This window comes from Pseudomonas sp. Ant30-3, from assembly GCF_000690905.1.
GTDB lineage: Bacteria > Pseudomonadota > Gammaproteobacteria > Pseudomonadales > Pseudomonadaceae > Aquipseudomonas.
This window is the reverse complement of sequence record NZ_JMCL01000141.1, coordinates 30,277-49,883: the sequence shown is the minus strand read 5'-3', so window position 1 is coordinate 49,883 and position 19,607 is coordinate 30,277. Positions and strand designations below refer to the sequence as shown.

Here is a 19,607-nt window from a genome sequence, read left to right as displayed (position 1 = left end):
GTCCGGCTGCGCAGCAGTCGTAAAATCAGGCGGCGCGGTTTTTCAGGGCAGCCGCGAGCGCCCAATCGACGACTGCTGCGCAGCCGGACGCAGGCTGCGCCAGCTGCTACAGTCCTGTGTCGTATCGGACAGAATGATCCTGCACAGACTGCGCGCTGCCCCGTCGGAAGGCCGAGCGCAGGTTCTGCGCAGTGGGCAACCCGGCAAGGATGCCGGCGGGCCCACGGAGCAGGACCGGAGCGAGGGTATGGCGAGCCTTAGCGTGCCACCGTACGTCGGGGTGCAGGCGCTTGGTTACTTGGCGCCGGGCCGCGCAGGCTTTTCCAAGTGACCCGCCGTAAGGGCGGAACCCATATCAGCCATCACCGCAAAAACGGATATGTACACCGTCTGATGAGCCTGATTCATAAACCGGCGCATTGCCAAAAATCGCTTGGAAAGTCCGCCCCATCCCGCGGTCTATCACCAATCAAGCCCCACACCCAGGATTCCCCATGACCCACCCACGAATCGGTTTCGCCTGCCAGTTCAAGCATCCCGAGCGCGACCTTTCGCTCAGTGCTTTGAAACTCATCGAGAGCCCGTTCAACCCGCGAACCACCACGTTGCGCTGGATGGATAGCGTCGAAGCGCAGGTGGCTCGGGACCGTTTGCTGGAAGTGATCGCGCATAATCTGGAGGCGCAACTGCGCTTGCTGGCCTACGTCGCCGAGTTGCCGCCAACCTTGCGCATGCTGCGGCTCAGCAGCGATTTACTGCCGTTCTACAGTCACCCGAAAGTGGCTGCGTTCTATCAGGACCCGGCTATTCAAGATCAGCTCGCCGAGCGCTTCGCTGCCATCGGTACGCTGGCGCGGGCGGCGGACATTCGCTTGTCGTTTCACCCCGGCCAATACTGCGTGCTGGGTTCGGACAAGCCGAACGTGGTGGAAAACAGCCTCGCCGAGTTCGAATACCACGCCGACATGATCCGGATGATGGGCTACGGTCAGCGTTTTCAGGACTTCAAATGCAACGTACACATTGCCGGTCGCTTGGGGGGCGAGGGCATTCGGGCGGTCTGGCCGCGGCTGTCTGAAGTGGCGCGCAACTGCATCACCTTCGAGAACGAAGAGAAAACCTACGGCGTCGACGACTGCCTGCAACTGGCGGATCTGGCCCCGGTGGTGCTCGACATCCATCATTGCTGGATTAACGAAAACGACTACATCGCGCCGGATTCCGCGCGTGTGCAACAGGTCATCGACAGCTGGCGCGGGGTCCGGCCGACGATGCATTACTCGCAGCCCCCGGAGCGCTTGCAGGAGTTGGGTTTCGACGCCGACCGCAAGCTGGAAATGCCCGAGTTGCTGCAAGTGGTGACCAAGCGCGACCTCTACGGCCACAGCGCGCAGATGTGGAATCGCTGGACCAACACTTACGCACAGCTGTTCATGGATCGGTTCGACGTCATGCTCGAAGCCAAGGACAAGAACCTCGCGGCGCTGGCCTTCTATAAAGAGTTTGCGCCCGGGGCGTGAAGCACAAAAAAAAACGGCCCATCAGGCCGTTTTTTTATGTCGCGAGAAACTCAGGCAAGCCTTACAGGTGATCCGCATCAATCACCGCCTTGGCGAACGCCCGCGGGTCTTCCTGCGGCAGGTTGTGGCCGATGCCGCCGCTGATCAGGCGGAATTCGTATTTGCCGGTGAAGCGCTTGGCGTAGTCCTCGGGCGCCGGGTGTGGTGCGCCGTTGGCATCGCTTTCGAGGGTGATGGTCGGCACGCTGATGGACGGTGCCTTGGCGAGTTTCTGCTCGAGCGCCTCGTACTGGCTTTCACCCTGAACCAGGCCGAGGCGCCAGCGATAGTTGAACACGGTGATGTCGACATGATCGGGGTTGCTCAACGCCTTGGCGCTGCGCTCGAACGTGGCGTCGTCGAACGCCCATTTCGGCGAAGCCAGTTGCCAGATCAGTTTGGCAAAATCATGGGTGTTCTTCGCATACCCGGCACGGCCGCGCTCGGTGGCGAAGTAGAACTGATACCACCACTGCAATTCAGCCTTGGGCGGCAGCGGATTTTGCCCGGCCGCTTGATTGCCGATCAGGTAACCACTGACCGCCACCAGCGCCTTGACCCGCTCCGGCCACAACGCGGCGACGATGCCGGCTGAACGCGCGCCCCAATCGTAGCCGCCGAGCACCGCCTGTTTGATTTGCAGTGCGTCCATGAAGTCGATGACGTCGCTGGCCAGCGCCGCCGGTTGACCGTTGCGCAAGGTTTTATCGGAAAGGAAATGCGTGTCGCCATAGCCTCGCGCATACGGCATCAGCACGCGATAGCCCTTGGCCGCGAGCAACGGCGCGACCTCGTCGTAACTGTGAATGTCGTACGGCCAGCCGTGCAGCAGAATCACCACCGGGCCATTGGCAGGACCCGTTTCGGCGTAGGCCACGTCGAGCAGGCCAGCCTTGACGTGCTTGAGCGGGCCGAACGGGGAAGGGCTCGTATATGAAGCTTGCGCGTTATTTGCCGCGGGCTGGGCGGTCGCTGCGGTCTGCGCCTGGGCCACGCCGAGCACGCCGAACAGGGCGAGTGCGAGGATTGACGAGCCGGCCAAGTGGCGGCGAGTTTTATTGGGTTTGTTGTTCTGCAGTGCCGTTTTCATGTGAAGTCTCCGTTGCGAGCCAATGATCGAAGGGCTGACTGCTGCCCTTCAAACCTGGCGCCCATTTCAACGCGGTGACGTATCCGGGCTGTGTCGAATCCCCAGCCCGGTGAAAACCCATGTATCAAAATAGCAGCCATATACACACTGATACACCGCAGGAGCATTGCCGCACAAACCTGTAGCAGCTGGCGCAGCCTGCGTCCGGCTGCGAAGCAGTCGTAAAATCAGCCAACTCGGTGAATGACCAGAACGCATTCACCATCACGACTGCTTCGCAGCCGGACGCAGGCTTCGCCAGCTGCTACAGAGACTGCACTGGCGATCAGTCAGTTGATCAGAGGCCGTGCTGGCGATCGATCAGTCAACCAGGACCGCGGCGGTTGCCGCAGCGCCCATCAGTTAATAACAAACCCCGCGCCCACCGGATCATTGCGTTCGATCACCCAGCGCGAAGTGCCGAGGATGCTCGCCGTACCTTTGACCGTCGGGCGTACTGCGCGGGTGCCATTGAGGTCGACTTCGCCCAGCAGGCAGCCTTCAAAGGTGCCGCTACCCAACAACCCTTCGGACAGAATCGGTTGGTTCAAACCGAGTTTTCCCCGAGCCTCGAACATCGCCATCATCGCGCTGGTGCCCGTGCCGCCGGGCGAACGGTCGAGCTGACCGGCGCTGAACACGTGGACGTTCTTATAGAACGCGCCTTCGATGGTCGCCGGGTGCCAGAAAGTGATGAAGTTGAGGTCATTGATGTGCGCCTCGGTGGGGTGCTGGATCTTCAGTTGCCGGTTGATCTGGTCACGCGCCAGCAGGCCGAGACGCGACAGTTCGCTGCCGTTGTCGGGGCTGATGCGCAGGTCGCAATCGCTCAGGTCGATGATGCCGAAGTAGTTGCCGCCCCAGACCAGATCAGCCTTGAGGTCACCGTAGCCGGGCAGTGTGATCGGGATGTCCTGAGCAGCGACGTAGGCCGGCACGTTTTCAAAACGGGTCCACAGTACTTTATCGCCTTCGGAAGCGACCTCGGCCACCACCAGGCCGGCGGTGGTTTCGAAGCGGATTTTGGTGATGCCATCGGCACCGCGCGGCACCAGGCCGAGCGCGACCATCGCCATGCTCACGGCGATCGTGCCGTGACCGCACATGTGCGAATACACACTGCCGTCCATGTAGATCAGGCCGGCGTCGAATTCGCTGCTCGATGGCGGCGTGAGGAACACGCCGAACATGTCCTTGTGGCCACGCGGTTCCTGCATCAGGGCCTTGCGCAACCAATCGTAGTTCTGCTCAAGAAAGGCGCGCTTGGCGAGGATGCTCGAACCGGCGGGGTAGGGAATGCCGCTGTGAACGATGCACAGTGGTTCGCCTTCGGTATGGGTATAGATGACATCGAACGTGTCTTGCATGCGCATGACTGAACTCCTGGCTGACGGGCGGATTTATGGCTATGTATGGCTGGAAGTGGACGGTTATTTGCGTTCTGACAAAAGGTCGAGACCGATACAGAGGTCGAGAATGATCACCGCGAGCACCACGACGATAATGGTCGCGCCGGAGGCGGCGGCGATGGTCGGGTCGACGGTGTACTGCACGTAGTTGAAGAGTTTCACCGGGATGGTGTTGAGGTCTGGCGTGGTGTTGAAGATCGACAGCTCGACGTTGATCCACGACGAGATGAACGCGAAGATCGAGCCGGTGACAATGCCCGGACGAATCTGCGGCAGCACCACCAGAAAGAAGGTCGCCCAAGGCGTACCGCCGAGATCGCTGGACGCTTCTTCCAGGGCGCGCTGTTCCGGCGTCAGCATCGACAGCACCGAACGCAGCACGAAGGGCGAAATGATGATGGTGTGGCCGATCAACAACGCCAGAAAACTGCGGGTCAAACCGAAGTAACCGCCAAATTGCAGCAGCGCTGCGCCGAGCACGATGTGCGGAAATACCAGCGGTGAGGTGAGCGCCGCGAGGATCGTGCCCTTGCCGGGAAAGTCATAGCGCGCCATTGCCAGCGCGGCCGGCACGCTGAGCAGCACTGCCACCAACGTCGCGACCAGGGCGAGCAGGGTGCTGGTGGCAAATGACGCCACATAGCTGGGGTCACCGAGCATTTTTGCGTACCAATCCAGCGTCCAGCCCTGCGGCGGGAAGGCCAGGAAAGAAGTCGCGGTCACAGACACGCCGAGGATCACCACCAGTGGCAGCAGCATGTAGCCAAGCACGGCCCACGACACCAGTCTGACCAGCATTTTAGTGATCATTGATTGCTCCCCCGAATGCTGCCGACCCGTCCGGCCAAGCCGACCATGATCAGGGTGAAAATCAGCAGCACCACGCTCAGCGCGCCGCCGTAATTGAAATCGAAAACCGAGCTGTATTGCTGGAAGATCAGCATCGACAGCACTGAAATGCGTCCACCGGACAGCAGCGCCGGGGTTACGTAAGCGCTCGCCGCCAGGGTGAACACCATGATCGAACCGGAGATGATCCCAGGCATGGTCAGCGGCAGCACCACGTGGAAAAACGTCGAGCGTGGGCTGGCGCCAAGGTCCTCGGAGGCCTGCTCAAATGCCGGGTCAACTTGCGCCAGTGCGTTACCGGCGGCGAGCACAATGAACGGCAGCAGGATGTAGACCATACCGATGAGGATGCCGAGTTCGGTGCCGAGGAAGCGGATCGGCGTTTCAATCAGGCCCGTCTCCAGCAGGCTCTGATTCACCAGGCCTTTGCGCCCCAGCAACACCATCCAGCCGAACGAACGGACGATATTGCTGGTGAACATCGGCACCACCAGCAGAATCACACAGGCCCGGCGCCACGCTCGCCACTTGACCACGCGCACCAGATACCAGGCCAGCGGGTAACCGAGCAGCAAGGAAATCAGCGTGGTCAGCGCGGCGATGCGGAAGGTCACCAGAATCACATCCCAGTGGTACTGATCGCCCAGCACGCGGATGTAGTGTTCAAGGGTGAGCGTTTGATCGGCACCCTGGGTCAGGCTGGCGAAGATCACCACGGCGAACGGCGCCAGAAAGAACGCGGCGAAAAACGCCAGAGCGCCGAACAGCATTAACGCCGGAGCCAGCACCTGGCGTTTCATAGCGCTTCACCAATCAGGTGCAGGTGCGCAGGATTGAAGCCCAAGCGCACGCTGCTCCCCGTGACCAGATCGGCGCGCGGGAAACCCATCGTGCGCGCAACGATCGCTTGCCCGTCGATCAAGGCATGCACCAGCGTATGACTGCCGACGGTAACGATATCGGTCACCGTGCCGTGGATTTCGCAGGCGCGGCTGCTCGACGCATCCAGCACCTCCAGATGTTCGGGTCGCAGCACGGCCACGCCACGCGGCAGCAGGTCTTTTGCCGGATGGATAATGGGTGTGTGCCCGATGCCCAGACGAATCTCGCCATTTTCGCTGACCTGATAGCCGATCAGGTTGGCCTCGCCGATAAAGTCGGCGACGAAGCGTGAGGCCGGTGCGCTGTAAATCTCGCTGCACGCCCCGACCTGCTCGATGCGGCCGGCATTCATCACCACGATGCGGTCGGCGATGGTCATCGCTTCTTCCTGATCGTGGGTGACAAAAATGAAGGCGATGCCGAGCTTGGCCTGCAGGTGCTTGAGCTCGAGCTGCATGCGCTTGCGCAGTTTCATGTCCAGCGCCGACAGTGGCTCATCAAGCAACAGCAGTTTCGGTTGATTGACGATGGCGCGAGCCAGCGCCACGCGTTGTTGCTGGCCACCGGACAAGCCGCGAGGGAATCGCTCTTCGAGGGTTTCCAGGCCGACCATGGCCAAGGCTTCACGCGCCTTCAGTTTCGCTTCAGTGCGGTTGACACCCTGGCGGCGCGGGCCGTAGGCAACGTTTTCCAGCACGGTCATGTGCGGAAACAGCGCGTAGTTCTGGAACACCGTGTTGAGCGGTCGACGGTACGGCGGCAGGCGACTGACGTCCTGACCCTCGATCGCGATGCTGCCGGAATCGGGCTGCATGAAGCCGGCAATCGAACGCAGCAGGGTGGTCTTGCCACAGCCACTGGGGCCGAGCAGTACGATGAATTCGCCCTGCTCGATCTCCAGGTGAATGTTGTCCAGCGCCTGGTATGGCCCAAAGCTTTTACAGACGCTGTCGATGCTCAACAAAACTGACATTGCAGACCTCTTGAGCTAGTTTCTGGCGGTGACTTTGCGGTTCCAGTCGTCGGTTACGCTGGCGCGCTGGGCATTGATCTGGCTCCAGTCGAACAGCCGCAGGTTGTCAATCGAACCGCCGACACCCCAAGGCAACTTGCGCGCCACGTCATCCGCCACTTCGACGCCTTTCACCGCCGGCCCCAGGTACAGCTTGCCGGCCAGGCAGGACGCCGCTTCCTTGGTCAGCGCGGTATTGATGAACTGTTCGCCGGCCTTGCTGTTCTTCGCCCCCTTGATCAGGTGCAAGCGCGCATCGGTGGCCCAGGCGCCTTCCTTGGGAATGGTGAAAGCGATCGGTGCGCCCTTGTCGATCAAGTCCCAGGCGCCGACGTTGAAGTGCGCGCCAATGATCGCTTCGCCGCTCTGAAAAGCGTTGGTGGCAGCACCCGAACTGTCAAAAAACAGCGCGGTGTCGAGTGCGCCCAATTTGCTGTCAAGCGGATCGAGATTTTTGCGGTCGATGCCCCACACGTCCGCCATGAAAAACACGAACGGCACTCCGGAGGAGTTGGCCGGCGAGGGCAGGGCGATGGCGCCGGCGTATTCCGGATTCCACAGGTCTTTCCAGCTGGTGGGCGCTTCCTTGATTTCCTTGGTGTTGTAGGTGAGGCCCAAGGAATAGAAACCGCTACTGACGGCGAAGGTATGACCGCCCTCGGCGTAGACCGCTTTTTCTTCGACGTTTTTCAGGTTGGGAATGGCTGCAGCATCGAGGTCAGCGATAACGCCGGCGGCGTAGGCCAGTTCACTGATGCCGCCATCCATCCACGCCACATCAATGGTCGGGCTGGATTTTTGTTGCTGGAGTTTTGCCAGCGTGGTGGTCGACGTACCGACTTCCGCTGCCACCGCAACACCGGTGGCCTGCGTGAAAGGTTCTGCAACACATTTAAGGAACGCCTCCCCCCAGTTGCCGCCGTACAACGCAACGGTCAGCTTTTGTGGATCAGCCAGGACGGCGGGTGAGGAGATGCAGCCGGTAACCAAAAGAGCAGCGGTGATTTTCTTGCCTGTCTTCAGTTTCATCGTGTGTCCCCTGGGGCGTGGGTGGACGTTTCCCCTTCGTTGCATCTTGCTCGTGTCAGTGATTGGAGCGCTTGCACTTCGGGGCCTTAAAGTTGAATAGTTAGGTCATGCGCACACTCACTTCGACTCATCCCGACAATGCCCTGCCTGACTCGCTCAACGGCGAGCCGGGAGGGCGCCCGCAGCTGTCGGTCGGGCTGGTCCTGCTTGACCAATTCACACTGGCCGCGTTTTCCGGTTTTGTCGATGTGTTGCGCTTGTCTGCCGACCTCGGTGGAGGCAGCCGGCAGATCCATACGGCGTGGCGGGTGATGAGTGTCGACGGATTGCCGCGCACCTCCAGTGCCGGTATCACCCTGGAAGTGTCCGGTGGCCTGGCACAGGACCTCGACGAGTTTGATTACGTGGCCATCTGCGGCGGCAACGACTACCTCAACACCCATTTGCCGAATAATCTGCGCGACTGGCTGCAGCGCGCGGCCAAGAGCCGCACACGCTTGCTCGGCATCTGCACGGGCACCTTTGCCCTGGCGCAGGCGGGCGTGGTCGGCAGCCGTGCAGTGTGCGTGCACTGGAACGTGCTGGACGCGTTTCGCGCACGCTTCCCCAAGACGCCGGCAGCGGTCGATCATCTGTTCATCGACGAAGGCGACCTGATCACCTGTGCCGGCTCAACGGCCGCCATCGATCTGGGCCTGTATCTGGTGGCCCGCCATTGCGGGCGCGAAAAAGCCCAGCAGGCGGTCCGGCACATGATGTTGCAGGGCATTCGCCAAGGGCGGCAACCGCAGGCGCATTTTTACGCCAACCTGGCGGACATCAAGGATGAGCGGGTGCGCCAGGCGGCGCATTACATCGAACAGCGCATGGACAGCTTGCCGACGCTGGATGCCATCGCGCGGTATGTGGGCCTGGGAAGACGTCAGCTGACCCGGGCATTCCAGCAGTCGCTGGGTCTGTCGCCCATGGAGTTCCAGCGCTCGCTGCGGATCGAGTATGGCGGCTGGTTGCTGACCAACAGTCACAGCAGCATCACCCAGATCGCCATGGACTGCGGCTTCTCCGACGGCGCACATTTCTCCCGCGAGTTTCGCAGTCGCTTCGGTGTGTGCCCGCGCCAATATCAACGTCAGCAACTGCCTGGCGTGCCAGTTGCTGATTGAAGGTTGGCGCCGTTTATCGGAGGGATAGTGGAATTTTTTGCCGCCGCTCGACTCAGAGCAAAAAGGAAACAGCGCCCTGAAATGTGAACGTCCGGTCAGGTTTTTTCTGCAAAACCCTGTTCCTGTGTACCATTCCTGGCTGATTTTCCTCCCCCATGGCCGTGATGAGGCCCGACCGCTAGAGCTCACTACATGCAATCAAAAGGCCGCAGCGTCGGTGTTCCGTTGGTGCTTCAAAATTTGCGCGCGGAAACCGCGCCCCTGCACACCGCCCTGGAAGAACGCCTGCCGTTTTTCTCCCCGGTGCTTGACCACGTTCACTATCAGCGACTGATCCAGGCGTATTATGGTTTTTACCAGCCTCTGGAACGACGTCTGCTGGATAGCCATCAAGTGCCGCCCGATTTCCTTTTGCCCGAGCGACTCAAGACCGCCACCTTGTACAGCGATTTGCTGGCATTGGGGCTGACCGAACGTAAGATCGCTGAACTGCCGCTGTGCCAGTCCTTGCCGGTGATCGACTCGCCCGCAGCCTGCCTGGGCGTTCTTTATGTGCTGGAGGGCGCTACGTTGGGCGGTCAGATCCTGCGTCGAGAAATCGCCGCCCGTCTTGATCTGGATGCGGCCAGTGGCGCGGCTTTTCTTGATGTTTATGGTGACGCAACTGGCCGACGCTGGCGTGAATTCATCGACTACCTGGCCACTTTCCCACTGGATGATGCCGCGCGGCAGTCCGTGGTGAGCGCCGCCCAAACGACATTCGCCTGCTTCGAAAGCTGGCTCGAGAGCACCGAGGTATTGTTATGAAGCGGTTGGACAAAGAGGCCTTTGATGAACTGCTGGCCAATTGTGACGATGAACCGATTCGTACGCCCGGCGCCATCCAGCCGCACGGCGTGCTGCTGACCTTGTCGGAGCCCGGCATGTGCATCGTGCAGGTCAGCGCCAACGTCGAAACCTTGCTCGGCCAAGCGCCACAGGCCCTGTTGGGCTCGACCCTGGCTCAGCTCATCGGCGACGTCTATGCACGCGAGGTCGAGCAGGCCGCGCAGCATGAAAATCCACTCGACATCCCCAGCCTGTATTTCACCCTCAATGGCGCAGCGTTCGAAGGTTTCGTCCATCGGCACCAGGGCGTGCTGGTGCTGGAACTGGAAGTTCAGGCCAAGCCGGCGCAACCCGTTGTCGACGGCAAGGGCAATAATTTGGGGCGCATGCTGCAGCGTCTGCAAGCGGCGAAGACTTTGCAGGCGTTGTACGAAATCAGTGTTCAGGAAATCCAGGCGATCACCGGTTACGACCGCGTGCTGATTTATCGCTTCGAAGAAGAGGGTCACGGTCAGGTGATCGCCGAGGCGACGTCGCCGTCCATGGAGGTGTTTCAGGGGCTGTTTTTCCCGGCCTCGGACATTCCCGAACAGGCCCGCGAACTCTATCGCACCAATTGGCTGCGGATTATTCCCAATGCGGATTACCAGCCAGTGCCGCTGGTACCGAAACTGCGCCCGGACACCGGCCAGCCGCTGGATTTGAGCTTTGCCAGCCTGCGCAGTGTGTCGCCGATCCACTGCCAGTACATGAAGAACATGGGCGTCTTGTCCTCCATGAGCATCTCTTTGCTCAAGGGCGATAAACTCTGGGGCCTGATCAGTTGCGGCAATCGCCAGCCGCTGCACGTGCCGCACGAATTGCGTAGCGCCTGCCAGACCATCGGCCAGGTCTTGTCGCTGCAGATCAGTGCCATGGAAGCGCTGGAAATCAGCCGCCAGCGTGACGAGAAAATTGAAGCGCTGGGGCTGCTCAATCAGGCGATGGTCGATTCGCCAGACACGGTCTTCGACGGGCTGGCGGCGCAGCCGGCGGTGTTGTTAGCGCTGGCCAATGCCGGCGGCGTGGCGATCATCGATGACAACAAACTACATCGCTACGGCAACTGCCCCGAGCCGGACGACATTCGGGCGCTGCACAAATGGCTGCAATCGTCCTCTCAGCAGGTTTTTTCCAGCCATGAGCTGTCGAAGGTCTATCCGCCTGCAGCGGCCTTTGCGCAAGTTGCCAGCGGCGTGCTCGCGATGAGCCTGCCCAAGCCGGTCGACAATGGCGTGCTGTGGTTCCGCCCGGAAGTGAAGGAGAACATCAGCTGGAGCGGCGACCCGGACAAGCCGCTTAACCTGGAGGATTCCGACACGGGGATGCGCTTGCGTCCACGCACCTCGTTCGAGATCTGGAAAGTGGAAATGGCCGGCATTTCCAACAAATGGAGCAACGGTGATCTGTTCGCGGCCAACGACCTGCGACGCTTTGCGCTGGAGTCCGATCTGGCTCGTCAGGTGGTGCGCGAACAGCGTGCGGTTCAGGCCCGTGATGATCTGGTGGCGGTGGTGTCCCACGATTTGCGCAACCCGATGACAGTCATTTCGATGCTCTGCGGCATGATGCAAAAAGCCTTCAGCTCTGAGGGTCCGCACACCTCGCGGCGCATCAGTCGAGCCATCGACACCATGCAGCAGGCGGCGGGGCGAATGAACACGCTGCTGGAAGACCTGCTCGATACATCCAAGATCGACGCCGGGCGCTACTCCATTACGCCGCAACGCATCGCCGTCGATGAGATGTTTGAAGAGGCTGATTCGTTGCTGTCGCCGCTGGCGATGGACAAGGACATTGAGATTTCCTTCACGACTGAACCGCAGCTCAGCATCCATGGCGATCCCGAGCGGCTGTTCCAGGTGCTGTCGAACCTGGTGGGCAATGCGATCAAGTTCACCCCGCGCAGCGGCAGGATTGGTGTCGCGGCCATGTCAGCGGGGGACGAGATCGTTTTCAGCGTGAGTGACACCGGCGAGGGTATCCCACCGGATCAGCTACCGCACGTGTTTGATCGCTACTGGACCGTCAAGGAAGGCAACCCTACGGGCACAGGGCTTGGTCTTTACATCACTCAAGGCATTGTCAACGCGCACGGCGGGCATATCGAAGCGCAGAGCGAAGTCGGGCGTGGCACGGAGTTTCGCTTCACTGTGCCGAAGTCGGGTCACTCGGCGGTTCGGTAAACGCCACTGCCCGCGAGGCCTGCATTGGATGCAGCGCATCGGCCGGGTCCGAGCACTGTGGCGAACACTCGTCGACCGGTTATGCTGCATGCTCTGACCCTTTCAGGTGATCCCATGTCCCGTTCACTGCTGTCCCTGCTGAACATTGAACTGCCGATCCTGCAATCGCCGATGGTCGGCGTGTCGACTCCCGCACTGGCCGCAGCGGTGTCGAATGCCGGCGGCCTGGGCGCGATCGGTATCGGTGCGAGCATCGTCGAACAGGCGCGGGCGATGCTGCGCGAGACGGCGGCGCTGACTGACAAGCCGTTCAACGTGAATCTGTTCTGCCACGCGCCGGCCGTTCAGGACGTTGATCGTGAAGCGCAGTGGCTGAAAGCGCTTGCGCCGTATTTCGCGGAGTTCGACGCGGCTCCTCCCGCTTCGCTGCGCGAGATCTACACCTCATTCGTTACCGATCCGGCCATGCTGCAGATGCTGCTGGAAGAAAAACCGGCGGTGGTCAGCTTCCATTTTGGTCTGCCGTCACAGGCAGCTGTGGATGCGCTGAAGGATGCCGGCATCGTTTTGTTTTGCTCGGTAACGAGTCTGGCGGAAGCACGTCTGGCGGAACAGGCCGGCGTGCATGCGCTGGTGGCGCAAGGGTTTGAAGCGGGCGGGCACCGCGGGGTGTTTGATCCGCAACAGGACGGCGAAATGGGCACCTTCGCCCTGGTGCGCGTCCTCTGCGCGGCGAGCTCGCTACCGGTGATCGCCGCCGGTGGGATCATGGACGGTGCGGGGATCAACGCCGTTCTGCAGTTAGGTGCGAGCGCAGCTCAACTGGGTACGGCATTCATCCTCTGCCCGGAATCATCGGCCAACGCGGCGTGGCGCGAAGCACTCAAAGGCCCACGGGCGCACCATACCCAAATTACCAGCGCCATCTCCGGACGGCCGGCGCGGGGCATGGTCAATCGAAACTTCAGCGATCTGCAAATCAGCGGCGCGAACGTGCCGGACTACCCGATTGCCTACGACGCCAACAAAGCCTTGAACGTCGCCGCCAGCGCGAAAAACAACAGTGACTTCGCCGTGCAATGGGCGGGGCAGGGCGCCCCGCTGGCGCGCGAACTGCCTGCTGGCGAGTTGGTGAGATTGTTGGCAGCAGAAATGAACGTGTAGCAGCTGCCGAAGGCTGCGTCCGATCGCGGCCCGACCGGACGCAGGCTGCGCCAGCTGCTACAGGGTAGCGTTGCGACTGATATTTAACGCAATCAAACCACGCTCAACACTTGCTCCAACGGACGACGCGGTTTCTGCGGCCAATTTTCCGGCAGCGGCTCCCCGACAGCCACCAGCATCACCGCAATCTCATCCTCAGCCAGGCCAAATTCCTCAGCCACCGCCTCGGCATCAAAGCCGATCATCGGTGACGAACCCAAACCCATCGCCTGCGCCGCATAAATAAGCGTGCCAGCGCCGAAAGTCGCCGTGCGAACCGCTTCATCACGCTGCCTCAGCGGCTGATCATGGTAGAGACTCTTCGCCGCGCCTTCCCAGCCAGGCACCATCTGCTCCGGCATCAACCCGGCCTCAACCGACGGCGCCAAGCGGTCAGGAATGGTTTTGTAGTCCGCCAACTGCCCGCACACGATGAACGTCACCGCCGCCTCGGTCACCTTGGCCTGATCCCAGGCAATCTTGCGCAGGCGCGCTTTCGCCTCGGCTGTATGCGCAGCGATAAAACGCCAGTTCTGCAGGTTGAACGCTGTGGGCGCGGTGGTCGCCAGGCGAATCAGCTCAACGACTTGCGCTTCCTCAATACCCCGCGAGGCATCAAACAGGTTGACGGTACGACGCGCCTCGATGGCGCTGATGATCGGGTCTTTCATCGCAAGTTCTCTCTATTTGGTTGCTGACGGCCGTCGTGTTGGATCGGTGACAAACCGCCAGCGCAATGATTGGAATGGTTTATTCAGACGATGCTGTCGATCACGCCGCCATCGACGCGCAGCGCGGCGCCCGTTGTGGCGGACGCCTGTTCCGAGCTGACGTAGATGATCATGTTGGCCACTTCCTCAACGCTGGCTGCACGGCGAATGATCGATGAGCCGCGATGGGCATTGACGAAATCGGCTGCTACCTTCTCCAGACTGTCGCCGGAGCTTTCGACGGCGGGCCGGAGCATTTCAGCGACGCCTTCAGAGAGCGTCGGGCCTGGCAGCACTGAGTTGACTGTCACCCCGGTGCCGGCCAGGCGTTTGGCCAGGCCGCGCGAAATGGCCAGCTGAGCGGTTTTGGTGAAGCCGTAATGGATCATGTCTGCCGGGATGTTCAGCGCCGATTCGGATGAGATAAACACGATCCGACCCCATTTGCGCTCCACCATGCCCTGTGCATAGGCCCGCGAGAGGCGCACGCCGGACATAACATTGATGTCGAAAAACCGTTGCCATTCGCTGTCCGGTGTCTCGAAGAAATCCTGCGGATTGAAGATGCCCAGGTTGTTGATGACGACGTCGAAGTTGCGATGCTCTGCCACCAGTTTCTGGTAGCCGGACTCGCTGCCCAGATCGCCGGCAAACCCTGTGGCGTTCGCGGCCAGTGCGCCCAGACGTTGCAAGGCATTGTCGACGCTGTCCTGGCTGCGCCCATTGATGACCACATGCGCACCCGCCTGCAGAAAGCCTTTAGCCGTCGCAAAACCGATGCCGCTGGTGGAGCCTGAGACCAGAATTTTCCGGCCGGTAAAGTCGATGTTCATGATGACCTCGCAATTCTGTGGATGAGCGAATCCTGAAGTATTTTCGTCCCATCGATAATCCGGCCGGATTCGAGATGACTTTTCGAGTCTGCCGAATTATCGTCGACGCACGCTCCCTTCGGATCAAATGCTCATGGACACACTCGATGCCTTGCGCCTGTTCGTCAGCATTGCTGAGGCCGGCAACCTGACGGCAGCGGCGCGTCAGGAATCGGTGGCCACCTCGACGGTCACCCTCGCGTTGCAGCAGCTGGAAGAACGGGTAGCAGCGCGCCTGATCGCGCGGTCCACGCGCAAGCTGACCTTCACCCACGAAGGTGAGCAGTTTCTGATTTATGCCCGGCGATTTTTGGCGGAGTGGGAGGGGGCGATCGACGGGATCCGCCAGACCGGGCCATTGAAGGGGCCGATCCGCATCACCGCGACCAGCGATTTCGGCCGTGTGCAACTTGTGCCTGCGATTGATCGGTTCATGCAGTTGCACCCGGGTATCCAGGTCACCCTGCATCTGGGCGATGGCGTCATTGACCTGATCGATCACAACCTTGACCTGGCGCTGCGCAATGGGCCGCTGGTGGATTCGAACCTGCGCTCCCGAGCATTGGTGCGCAGCCAGCGGATCATCTGCGCGGCGCCCGCCTATTGGGATGCGCACGGCAGACCGGATCATCCCGAGCAGTTGGCAGCGCATAACTGCCTGATCCTGCACCGCCCGGGCGTGCCGTTTTCCACCTGGCCCTTCGTCGTTGATGGCAAACCGATCGCTGTTCGGGTGTCCGGCAACCGTATTGCCAACGACGGCGGGGTACTGCGCCATTGGGCCGTGCAGGGGCACGGCGTGATGATCAAGAACCGCTGGGAGGTCCGTCACGAAATTGAAGCGGGACTGCTTGAAACGGTCCTTGATGAATTCGTTCCCGCGCACGTCGATCTGTACGCGGTAACCACCGGCCGCACTTCAAGCAGACGCGTCTCGGCGCTAGTGGACTTTCTCGCCGAACAACTGCACGACGACTAATCCACATGCTTCTGTATCCGGAGTGAGCGCGCTCATGTAGCAGCTGCCGAGCCCGCGAGACCGCGTCCGGGGCCGGTGTGAATAAGCTTCTGTAGCAGCTGCCGAGCCTGCGAGGCTGCGTCCGAGGCCGAAGGCCTCGCCATCCGGCCCCACACATTACCGACCGTGAGCCGCCGCTGCCAATTGTTCGGTATCCACCCGAACAAACACAGAATCACCCACCGCCGTCAGCACATCGCCCGCGTACACCTCACACATAACGCGAGTCTTGCGTCCGACTTCACCGTCTACTCTGGCCTTCAGCGTCAATGGCAAACCCATCGGCGTCGGCTTGATGAACTTGATGCCCAGATTGCCGGTGACGCAGTTGATGCGCGGCAGACTGGTGGCCTCGCGCTTCTCCGCTCGGTAGTGATAAGCCATCGCCGTCCAGTTGGAATGACAATCCACCAACATCGCGATCAGCCCGCCGTAGACCAGATCCGGCCAGCCGCAATAGCGAGCGTCCGGCAGGTGCTCCGCCATCACATGCACACCGTCCTCGTGCCAGAAACTCTTGATATGCAACCCATCGACATTGCGACTGCCACAGCCATAACAAACGCCCTCCGGCGCGGCACTGTCCTGCAGGGAAGTCTCGGGAGTGGACATGACAAGTTCATCTCTAAAGGAAAAAACCTCAGGATATTAGCGCCGAATCCGAAGACCCGATACATCGGCCAAACGCGAAATGCGCGCACGCCGCCCATTCCCTGTGGGAGCGAGCCTGCTGGCGATGAGGCCGGTACAGACGGCAGATATCTGCGACCGATGCACCGCCTTCGCCAGCAAGCCGGCTCCTACAATTGACCTGGGCCAGGCACGAAATGTAACCGCGGCCCCGATCCACTGTAGGAGCGAGCCTGCTGGCGATGAGGCCGGTACAGACGCCAGATATCTGCGACCAATACACCGCCTTCGCGGGCGCCACGCTCCCACAGTTGACCCCGGCCAGGCACGAAATGTAACCGCGCCCTCGATCCCCTGTGGGAGCGAGCCTGCTCGCGATGAGGCCGGTACAGACGCCAGATATCTGCGACCAATACACCGCCTTCGCGGGCGCCACGCTCCCACAGTTGACCCCGGCCAGGCACGAAATGTAACCGCGCCCTCGATCCCCTGTGGGAGCGAGCCTGCTCGCGATGAGGCCGGTACGGACGCCAGATATCTGCGACCGATACACCGCCTTCGCGGGCAAGCCACGCTCCCACAGTTGACCTGGGCCAGACACGAAATGTAACCGCGCCCTTGATCCCCTGTGGGAGCGAGCCTGCTCGCGATGAGGCCGGTACAGACGCCAGATATCTGCGACCGATACACCGCCTTCGCGGGCAAGCCACGCTCCCACAGTTGACCCCGGCCAGGCACGAAATGTAACCGCGCCCTCGATCCCCTGTGGGAGCGAGCCTGCTCGCGATGAGGCCGGTATAGACGCTAGATATCTGCGACCGATACACCGCCTTCGCGGGCAAGCCACGCTCCCACAGTTGACCCCGGCCAGGCACGAAATGTAACCGCGCCCTCGATCCCCTGTGGGAGCGAGCCTGCTCGCGATGAGGCCGGTATAGACGCCAGATATCTGCGACCGATACACCGCCTTCGCGGGCAAGCCACGCTCCCACAGTTGACCCCGGCCAGGCACGAAATGTAACCGCGCCCTCGATCCCCTGTGGGAGCGAGCCTGCTGGCGATGAGGCCGGTACAGACGCCAGATATCTGCGACCGATACACCGCCTTCGCGGGCAAGCCACGCTCCCACAGTTGCCCCGGCCAGGCACGAAATGTAACCGCGCCCTCGATCCCATGTGGGAGCGAGCCTGCTCGCGATGAGGCCGGTACAGACGCCAGATATCTGCGACCGATACACCGCCTTCGCGGGCAAGCCACGCTCCCACAGTTGCCCCGGCCAGGCACGAAATGTAACCGCGCCCTCGATCCCATGTGGGAGCGAGCCTGCTCGCGATGAGGCCGGTACATACGCCAGATATCTGCGACCGATACACCGCTATCGCCAGCAGGCTGGCTCCTACAGTTGACTTGGGCCAGGCACGAAAACGAAGCACACCGCCAATCGCCTCACTTAAGGCACTGAGCCCCTGTCTTGGCCACCTGCGCGTCCTGCTCGGCCTTGACTCCCGATACGCCAATTGCGCCGATCACTTGCCCGTCATGAACAATCGGCACACCGCCTTCCAGGGAGGTGAGCAATGGGGCAGAAAGGAAGGCGAAGCGTCCGCCGTTGACCATGTCTTCGTAGCCTTTCGATTCGCGGCGTCCAAGTGCAGACGTACGCGCTTTTTCGGTGGCGATGTAGGCCGCGCTCGGGGCGCAGCCGTCGAGGCGTTCCAGTGCGAGCGGATGGCCGCCATCGTCAACAACCACGATGGTCACGGCCCACTGATTGTTTTGCGCTTCGCTGCGCGCGGCGGCGAGAATCCGGCTGACTTCATTCTGGCTCAAGATGGCTTTACTGTTCATCGGGTTGCTCCTGTGTCGGGGGATGACATGGCGTCTTCGACCAGCTCGATCCAGTGCCGAACAGGCGTTCGGCCGGCGCCATCGAGATGAGACTGGCAGCCGATATTGGCCGTGGCGATGACGTCGGGGTGGCCGTTTTCCAGCGCGTTGAGTTTGTTATCACGCAATTGCCGCGACAACACCGGTTGCGTGATCGAATACGTTCCCGCCGAGCCGCAACACAAATGGCTGTCAGGCACGACGGTGAGGTTGAAGCCCAGACGAATCAACAGCGCTTCCACCGCACCGCCGAGTTTCTGCGCGTGCTGCAACGTACAAGGGCAGTGGAAGGCCAAACGTTGATCACTGTGAAGTGCAAGCCTTTCCAGCGGTTCTTCACGCAGTACTTCCACAAGGTCGCGGGCCAGCGCGCTGACCTTGTGAGCCTTGTCCGCGTAAGCCGGATCGGCGCGCAGCAAATGTCCGTAATCCTTGATAAACGCCCCGCAGCCACTGGCCGTCTGCACAATCGCTTCGACCCCGTTTTCAATGCCCGGCCACCACGCATCGATGTTGCGTCGGGCGCGGTCGAGGCCGGCAGCTTGCGCGTCTAGGTGATAATCCACGGCGCCGCAGCAACCGGCTTCACGGGCCGGGATCACGCTGATACCCAGACGATCCAGAACCCGCGCCGTCGCCGCATTGGTATTGGGTGACAGGCTCGGTTGCACACAGCCTTCGAGCATCAACACCTGTCGGGCGTGCTGCATGGTCGGGCGCGGTTTCGCCGAAACAACGTGGCGCGGCAACTTGCCCCGCAGGCCGCCAGGCAACAACGCGCGGAATACCTGGCCGCTGCCGATTAACGCCTTGAACAGACCAGGGTTGGGCACCACGCCGCGCAAGCCTTCGCGCAGTAACCGCTGGTCAAGCGGGCGCGCAACCGCTGCATCCACCACCGCCCGGCCAATGTCGAGCAGGTTGTGATAATCAACGCCGGACGGGCAGGTGGTCTCGCAATTGCGGCAGGTCAGGCAGCGGTCCAGATGCAACTGCGTCTTGCGCGTAATCTCATTGCCTTCCAGCACCTGCTTGATCAGATAGATGCGGCCACGCGGCCCGTCCAGTTCATCGCCGAGCAGCTGATAGGTCGGGCAGGTCGCGTTGCAAAATCCACAATGCACACAAGAGCGCAGGATACTTTCGGCTTCCTCGGCGCGGGGCAGTTGGCGCGACGCTTCGCTCAGGGTTGTCTGCATGGT

General features: G+C 61.2%; 17 protein-coding genes. 6 read left to right on the top strand and 11 right to left on the bottom strand.

Going from position 1 to position 19,607, the window contains the following annotated elements:
* Positions 1-494 precede the first annotated feature (494 nt).
* Positions 495-1,520 (top strand): UV DNA damage repair endonuclease UvsE, encoded by a 1,026-nt coding sequence (uvsE, locus tag DU29_RS0126675; RefSeq protein WP_028624449.1) that lies wholly within the window; start codon positions 495-497, stop codon positions 1,518-1,520.
* A 61-nt stretch (positions 1,521-1,581) separates the two neighbouring features.
* On the opposite strand, the gene DU29_RS0126670 is transcribed toward uvsE, so the two are convergent.
* The 6 genes from DU29_RS0126670 to DU29_RS0126645 all read right to left on the bottom strand — a co-directional run bounded on the left by DU29_RS0126670 (position 1,582) and on the right by DU29_RS0126645 (position 7,869).
* A complete protein-coding gene (locus DU29_RS0126670; protein ID WP_028624448.1) occupies positions 1,582-2,649 on the bottom strand; it encodes an alpha/beta fold hydrolase in 1,068 nt (355 codons plus the stop codon).
* Between the two features lie 398 nt (positions 2,650-3,047).
* Positions 3,048-4,061, bottom strand: a complete 1,014-nt coding sequence (locus DU29_RS0126665; protein WP_028624447.1) for a proline racemase family protein — start codon at positions 4,059-4,061, stop codon at positions 3,048-3,050.
* A 57-nt stretch (positions 4,062-4,118) separates the two neighbouring features.
* Positions 4,119-4,907 carry an ABC transporter permease gene (locus tag DU29_RS0126660; protein ID WP_028624446.1) on the bottom strand — a complete coding sequence of 263 codons (789 nt, stop codon included), beginning with the start codon at positions 4,905-4,907 and terminating at the stop codon, positions 4,119-4,121.
* A complete protein-coding gene (locus DU29_RS0126655; RefSeq protein ID WP_033051011.1) occupies positions 4,904-5,746 on the bottom strand; it encodes an ABC transporter permease in 843 nt (280 codons plus the stop codon). The genes DU29_RS0126660 and DU29_RS0126655 overlap by 4 nt, the downstream gene beginning before the upstream one ends.
* Positions 5,743-6,801, bottom strand: coding sequence for an ABC transporter ATP-binding protein (locus DU29_RS0126650; RefSeq protein ID WP_028624444.1), 1,059 nt, complete (start codon positions 6,799-6,801; stop codon positions 5,743-5,745). Before DU29_RS0126650 ends, DU29_RS0126655 begins: the two co-directional genes overlap by 4 nt.
* A 15-nt stretch (positions 6,802-6,816) precedes the next feature.
* On the bottom strand, positions 6,817-7,869 hold the full coding sequence (locus DU29_RS0126645) for an ABC transporter substrate-binding protein (protein ID WP_028624443.1): 1,053 nt from the start codon (positions 7,867-7,869) through the stop codon (positions 6,817-6,819).
* A 107-nt stretch (positions 7,870-7,976) separates the two neighbouring features.
* Between DU29_RS0126645 and DU29_RS0126640 the strand changes: the two genes are divergently transcribed.
* From DU29_RS0126640 to DU29_RS0126625, 4 genes are all read left to right on the top strand, one after another.
* Positions 7,977-9,032 carry a GlxA family transcriptional regulator gene (locus tag DU29_RS0126640; protein ID WP_050483191.1) on the top strand — a complete coding sequence of 352 codons (1,056 nt, stop codon included), beginning with the start codon at positions 7,977-7,979 and terminating at the stop codon, positions 9,030-9,032.
* Positions 9,033-9,224: 192 nt separating this feature from the next.
* Positions 9,225-9,839, top strand: coding sequence for a biliverdin-producing heme oxygenase (locus tag DU29_RS0126635; RefSeq protein WP_028624441.1), 615 nt, complete (start codon positions 9,225-9,227; stop codon positions 9,837-9,839).
* Positions 9,836-12,085, top strand: coding sequence for an ATP-binding protein (locus DU29_RS0126630; protein WP_028624440.1), 2,250 nt, complete (start codon positions 9,836-9,838; stop codon positions 12,083-12,085). Before DU29_RS0126635 ends, DU29_RS0126630 begins: the two co-directional genes overlap by 4 nt.
* 114 nt (positions 12,086-12,199) lie before the next feature.
* The gene (locus tag DU29_RS0126625) at positions 12,200-13,249 is read left to right on the top strand and encodes an NAD(P)H-dependent flavin oxidoreductase (protein WP_028624439.1); all 1,050 of its coding nucleotides are present in this window, start codon (positions 12,200-12,202) and stop codon (positions 13,247-13,249) included.
* A gap of 92 nt (positions 13,250-13,341) precedes the next feature.
* On the opposite strand, the gene DU29_RS0126620 is transcribed toward DU29_RS0126625, so the two are convergent.
* On the bottom strand, positions 13,342-13,959 hold the full coding sequence (locus DU29_RS0126620; RefSeq protein ID WP_028624438.1) for a nitroreductase family protein: 618 nt from the start codon (positions 13,957-13,959) through the stop codon (positions 13,342-13,344).
* 83 nt (positions 13,960-14,042) lie between these two features.
* The gene (locus DU29_RS0126615; RefSeq protein WP_028624437.1) at positions 14,043-14,831 is read right to left on the bottom strand and encodes an SDR family NAD(P)-dependent oxidoreductase; all 789 of its coding nucleotides are present in this window, start codon (positions 14,829-14,831) and stop codon (positions 14,043-14,045) included.
* A gap of 133 nt (positions 14,832-14,964) precedes the next feature.
* On the opposite strand from DU29_RS0126615, the gene DU29_RS0126610 reads away from it, so the two are divergent.
* Positions 14,965-15,849, top strand: a complete 885-nt coding sequence (locus tag DU29_RS0126610) for a LysR family transcriptional regulator (protein WP_028624436.1) — start codon at positions 14,965-14,967, stop codon at positions 15,847-15,849.
* Positions 15,850-16,005: 156 nt separating this feature from the next.
* Here the strand turns inward: DU29_RS0126610 and DU29_RS0126605 are convergent, their stop codons facing one another.
* From DU29_RS0126605 to glcF, 3 genes are all read right to left on the bottom strand, one after another.
* Positions 16,006-16,500, bottom strand: coding sequence for a PaaI family thioesterase (locus DU29_RS0126605; protein ID WP_028624435.1), 495 nt, complete (start codon positions 16,498-16,500; stop codon positions 16,006-16,008).
* 1,464 nt (positions 16,501-17,964) lie between these two features.
* Positions 17,965-18,366: a heme-binding protein gene (locus DU29_RS0126600; RefSeq protein WP_028624434.1), complete on the bottom strand. Its 402-nt coding sequence runs from the start codon at positions 18,364-18,366 to the stop codon at positions 17,965-17,967.
* Positions 18,363-19,604 carry a glycolate oxidase subunit GlcF gene (gene glcF / locus DU29_RS0126595; RefSeq protein ID WP_028624433.1) on the bottom strand — a complete coding sequence of 414 codons (1,242 nt, stop codon included), beginning with the start codon at positions 19,602-19,604 and terminating at the stop codon, positions 18,363-18,365. Before glcF ends, DU29_RS0126600 begins: the two co-directional genes overlap by 4 nt.
* Positions 19,605-19,607 lie beyond the last annotated feature (3 nt).

Bases quoted from the DNA above. Each gene is read 5' to 3' on its own strand.
- DU29_RS0126660 (WP_028624446.1), bottom strand. From the start codon at position 4,907: ATGATCACTAAAATGCTGGTCAGACTGGTGTCGTGGGCCGTGCTTGGC.
- DU29_RS0126615 (WP_028624437.1), bottom strand. From the start codon at position 14,831: ATGAACATCGACTTTACCGGCCGGAAAATTCTGGTCTCAGGCTCCACC.
- DU29_RS0126600 (WP_028624434.1), bottom strand. From the start codon at position 18,366: ATGAACAGTAAAGCCATCTTGAGCCAGAATGAAGTCAGCCGGATTCTC.
- uvsE (WP_028624449.1), top strand. From the start codon at position 495: ATGACCCACCCACGAATCGGTTTCGCCTGCCAGTTCAAGCATCCCGAG.
- DU29_RS0126605 (WP_028624435.1), bottom strand. From the start codon at position 16,500: ATGTCCACTCCCGAGACTTCCCTGCAGGACAGTGCCGCGCCGGAGGGC.
- DU29_RS0126610 (WP_028624436.1), top strand. From the start codon at position 14,965: ATGGACACACTCGATGCCTTGCGCCTGTTCGTCAGCATTGCTGAGGCC.
- DU29_RS0126635 (WP_028624441.1), top strand. From the start codon at position 9,225: ATGCAATCAAAAGGCCGCAGCGTCGGTGTTCCGTTGGTGCTTCAAAAT.
- glcF (WP_028624433.1), bottom strand. From the start codon at position 19,604: ATGCAGACAACCCTGAGCGAAGCGTCGCGCCAACTGCCCCGCGCCGAG.
- DU29_RS0126655 (WP_033051011.1), bottom strand. From the start codon at position 5,746: ATGAAACGCCAGGTGCTGGCTCCGGCGTTAATGCTGTTCGGCGCTCTG.
- DU29_RS0126650 (WP_028624444.1), bottom strand. From the start codon at position 6,801: ATGTCAGTTTTGTTGAGCATCGACAGCGTCTGTAAAAGCTTTGGGCCA.
- DU29_RS0126640 (WP_050483191.1), top strand. From the start codon at position 7,977: ATGCGCACACTCACTTCGACTCATCCCGACAATGCCCTGCCTGACTCG.
- DU29_RS0126630 (WP_028624440.1), top strand. From the start codon at position 9,836: ATGAAGCGGTTGGACAAAGAGGCCTTTGATGAACTGCTGGCCAATTGT.
- DU29_RS0126670 (WP_028624448.1), bottom strand. From the start codon at position 2,649: ATGAAAACGGCACTGCAGAACAACAAACCCAATAAAACTCGCCGCCAC.
- DU29_RS0126625 (WP_028624439.1), top strand. From the start codon at position 12,200: ATGTCCCGTTCACTGCTGTCCCTGCTGAACATTGAACTGCCGATCCTG.
- DU29_RS0126645 (WP_028624443.1), bottom strand. From the start codon at position 7,869: ATGAAACTGAAGACAGGCAAGAAAATCACCGCTGCTCTTTTGGTTACC.
- DU29_RS0126665 (WP_028624447.1), bottom strand. From the start codon at position 4,061: ATGCGCATGCAAGACACGTTCGATGTCATCTATACCCATACCGAAGGC.
- DU29_RS0126620 (WP_028624438.1), bottom strand. From the start codon at position 13,959: ATGAAAGACCCGATCATCAGCGCCATCGAGGCGCGTCGTACCGTCAAC.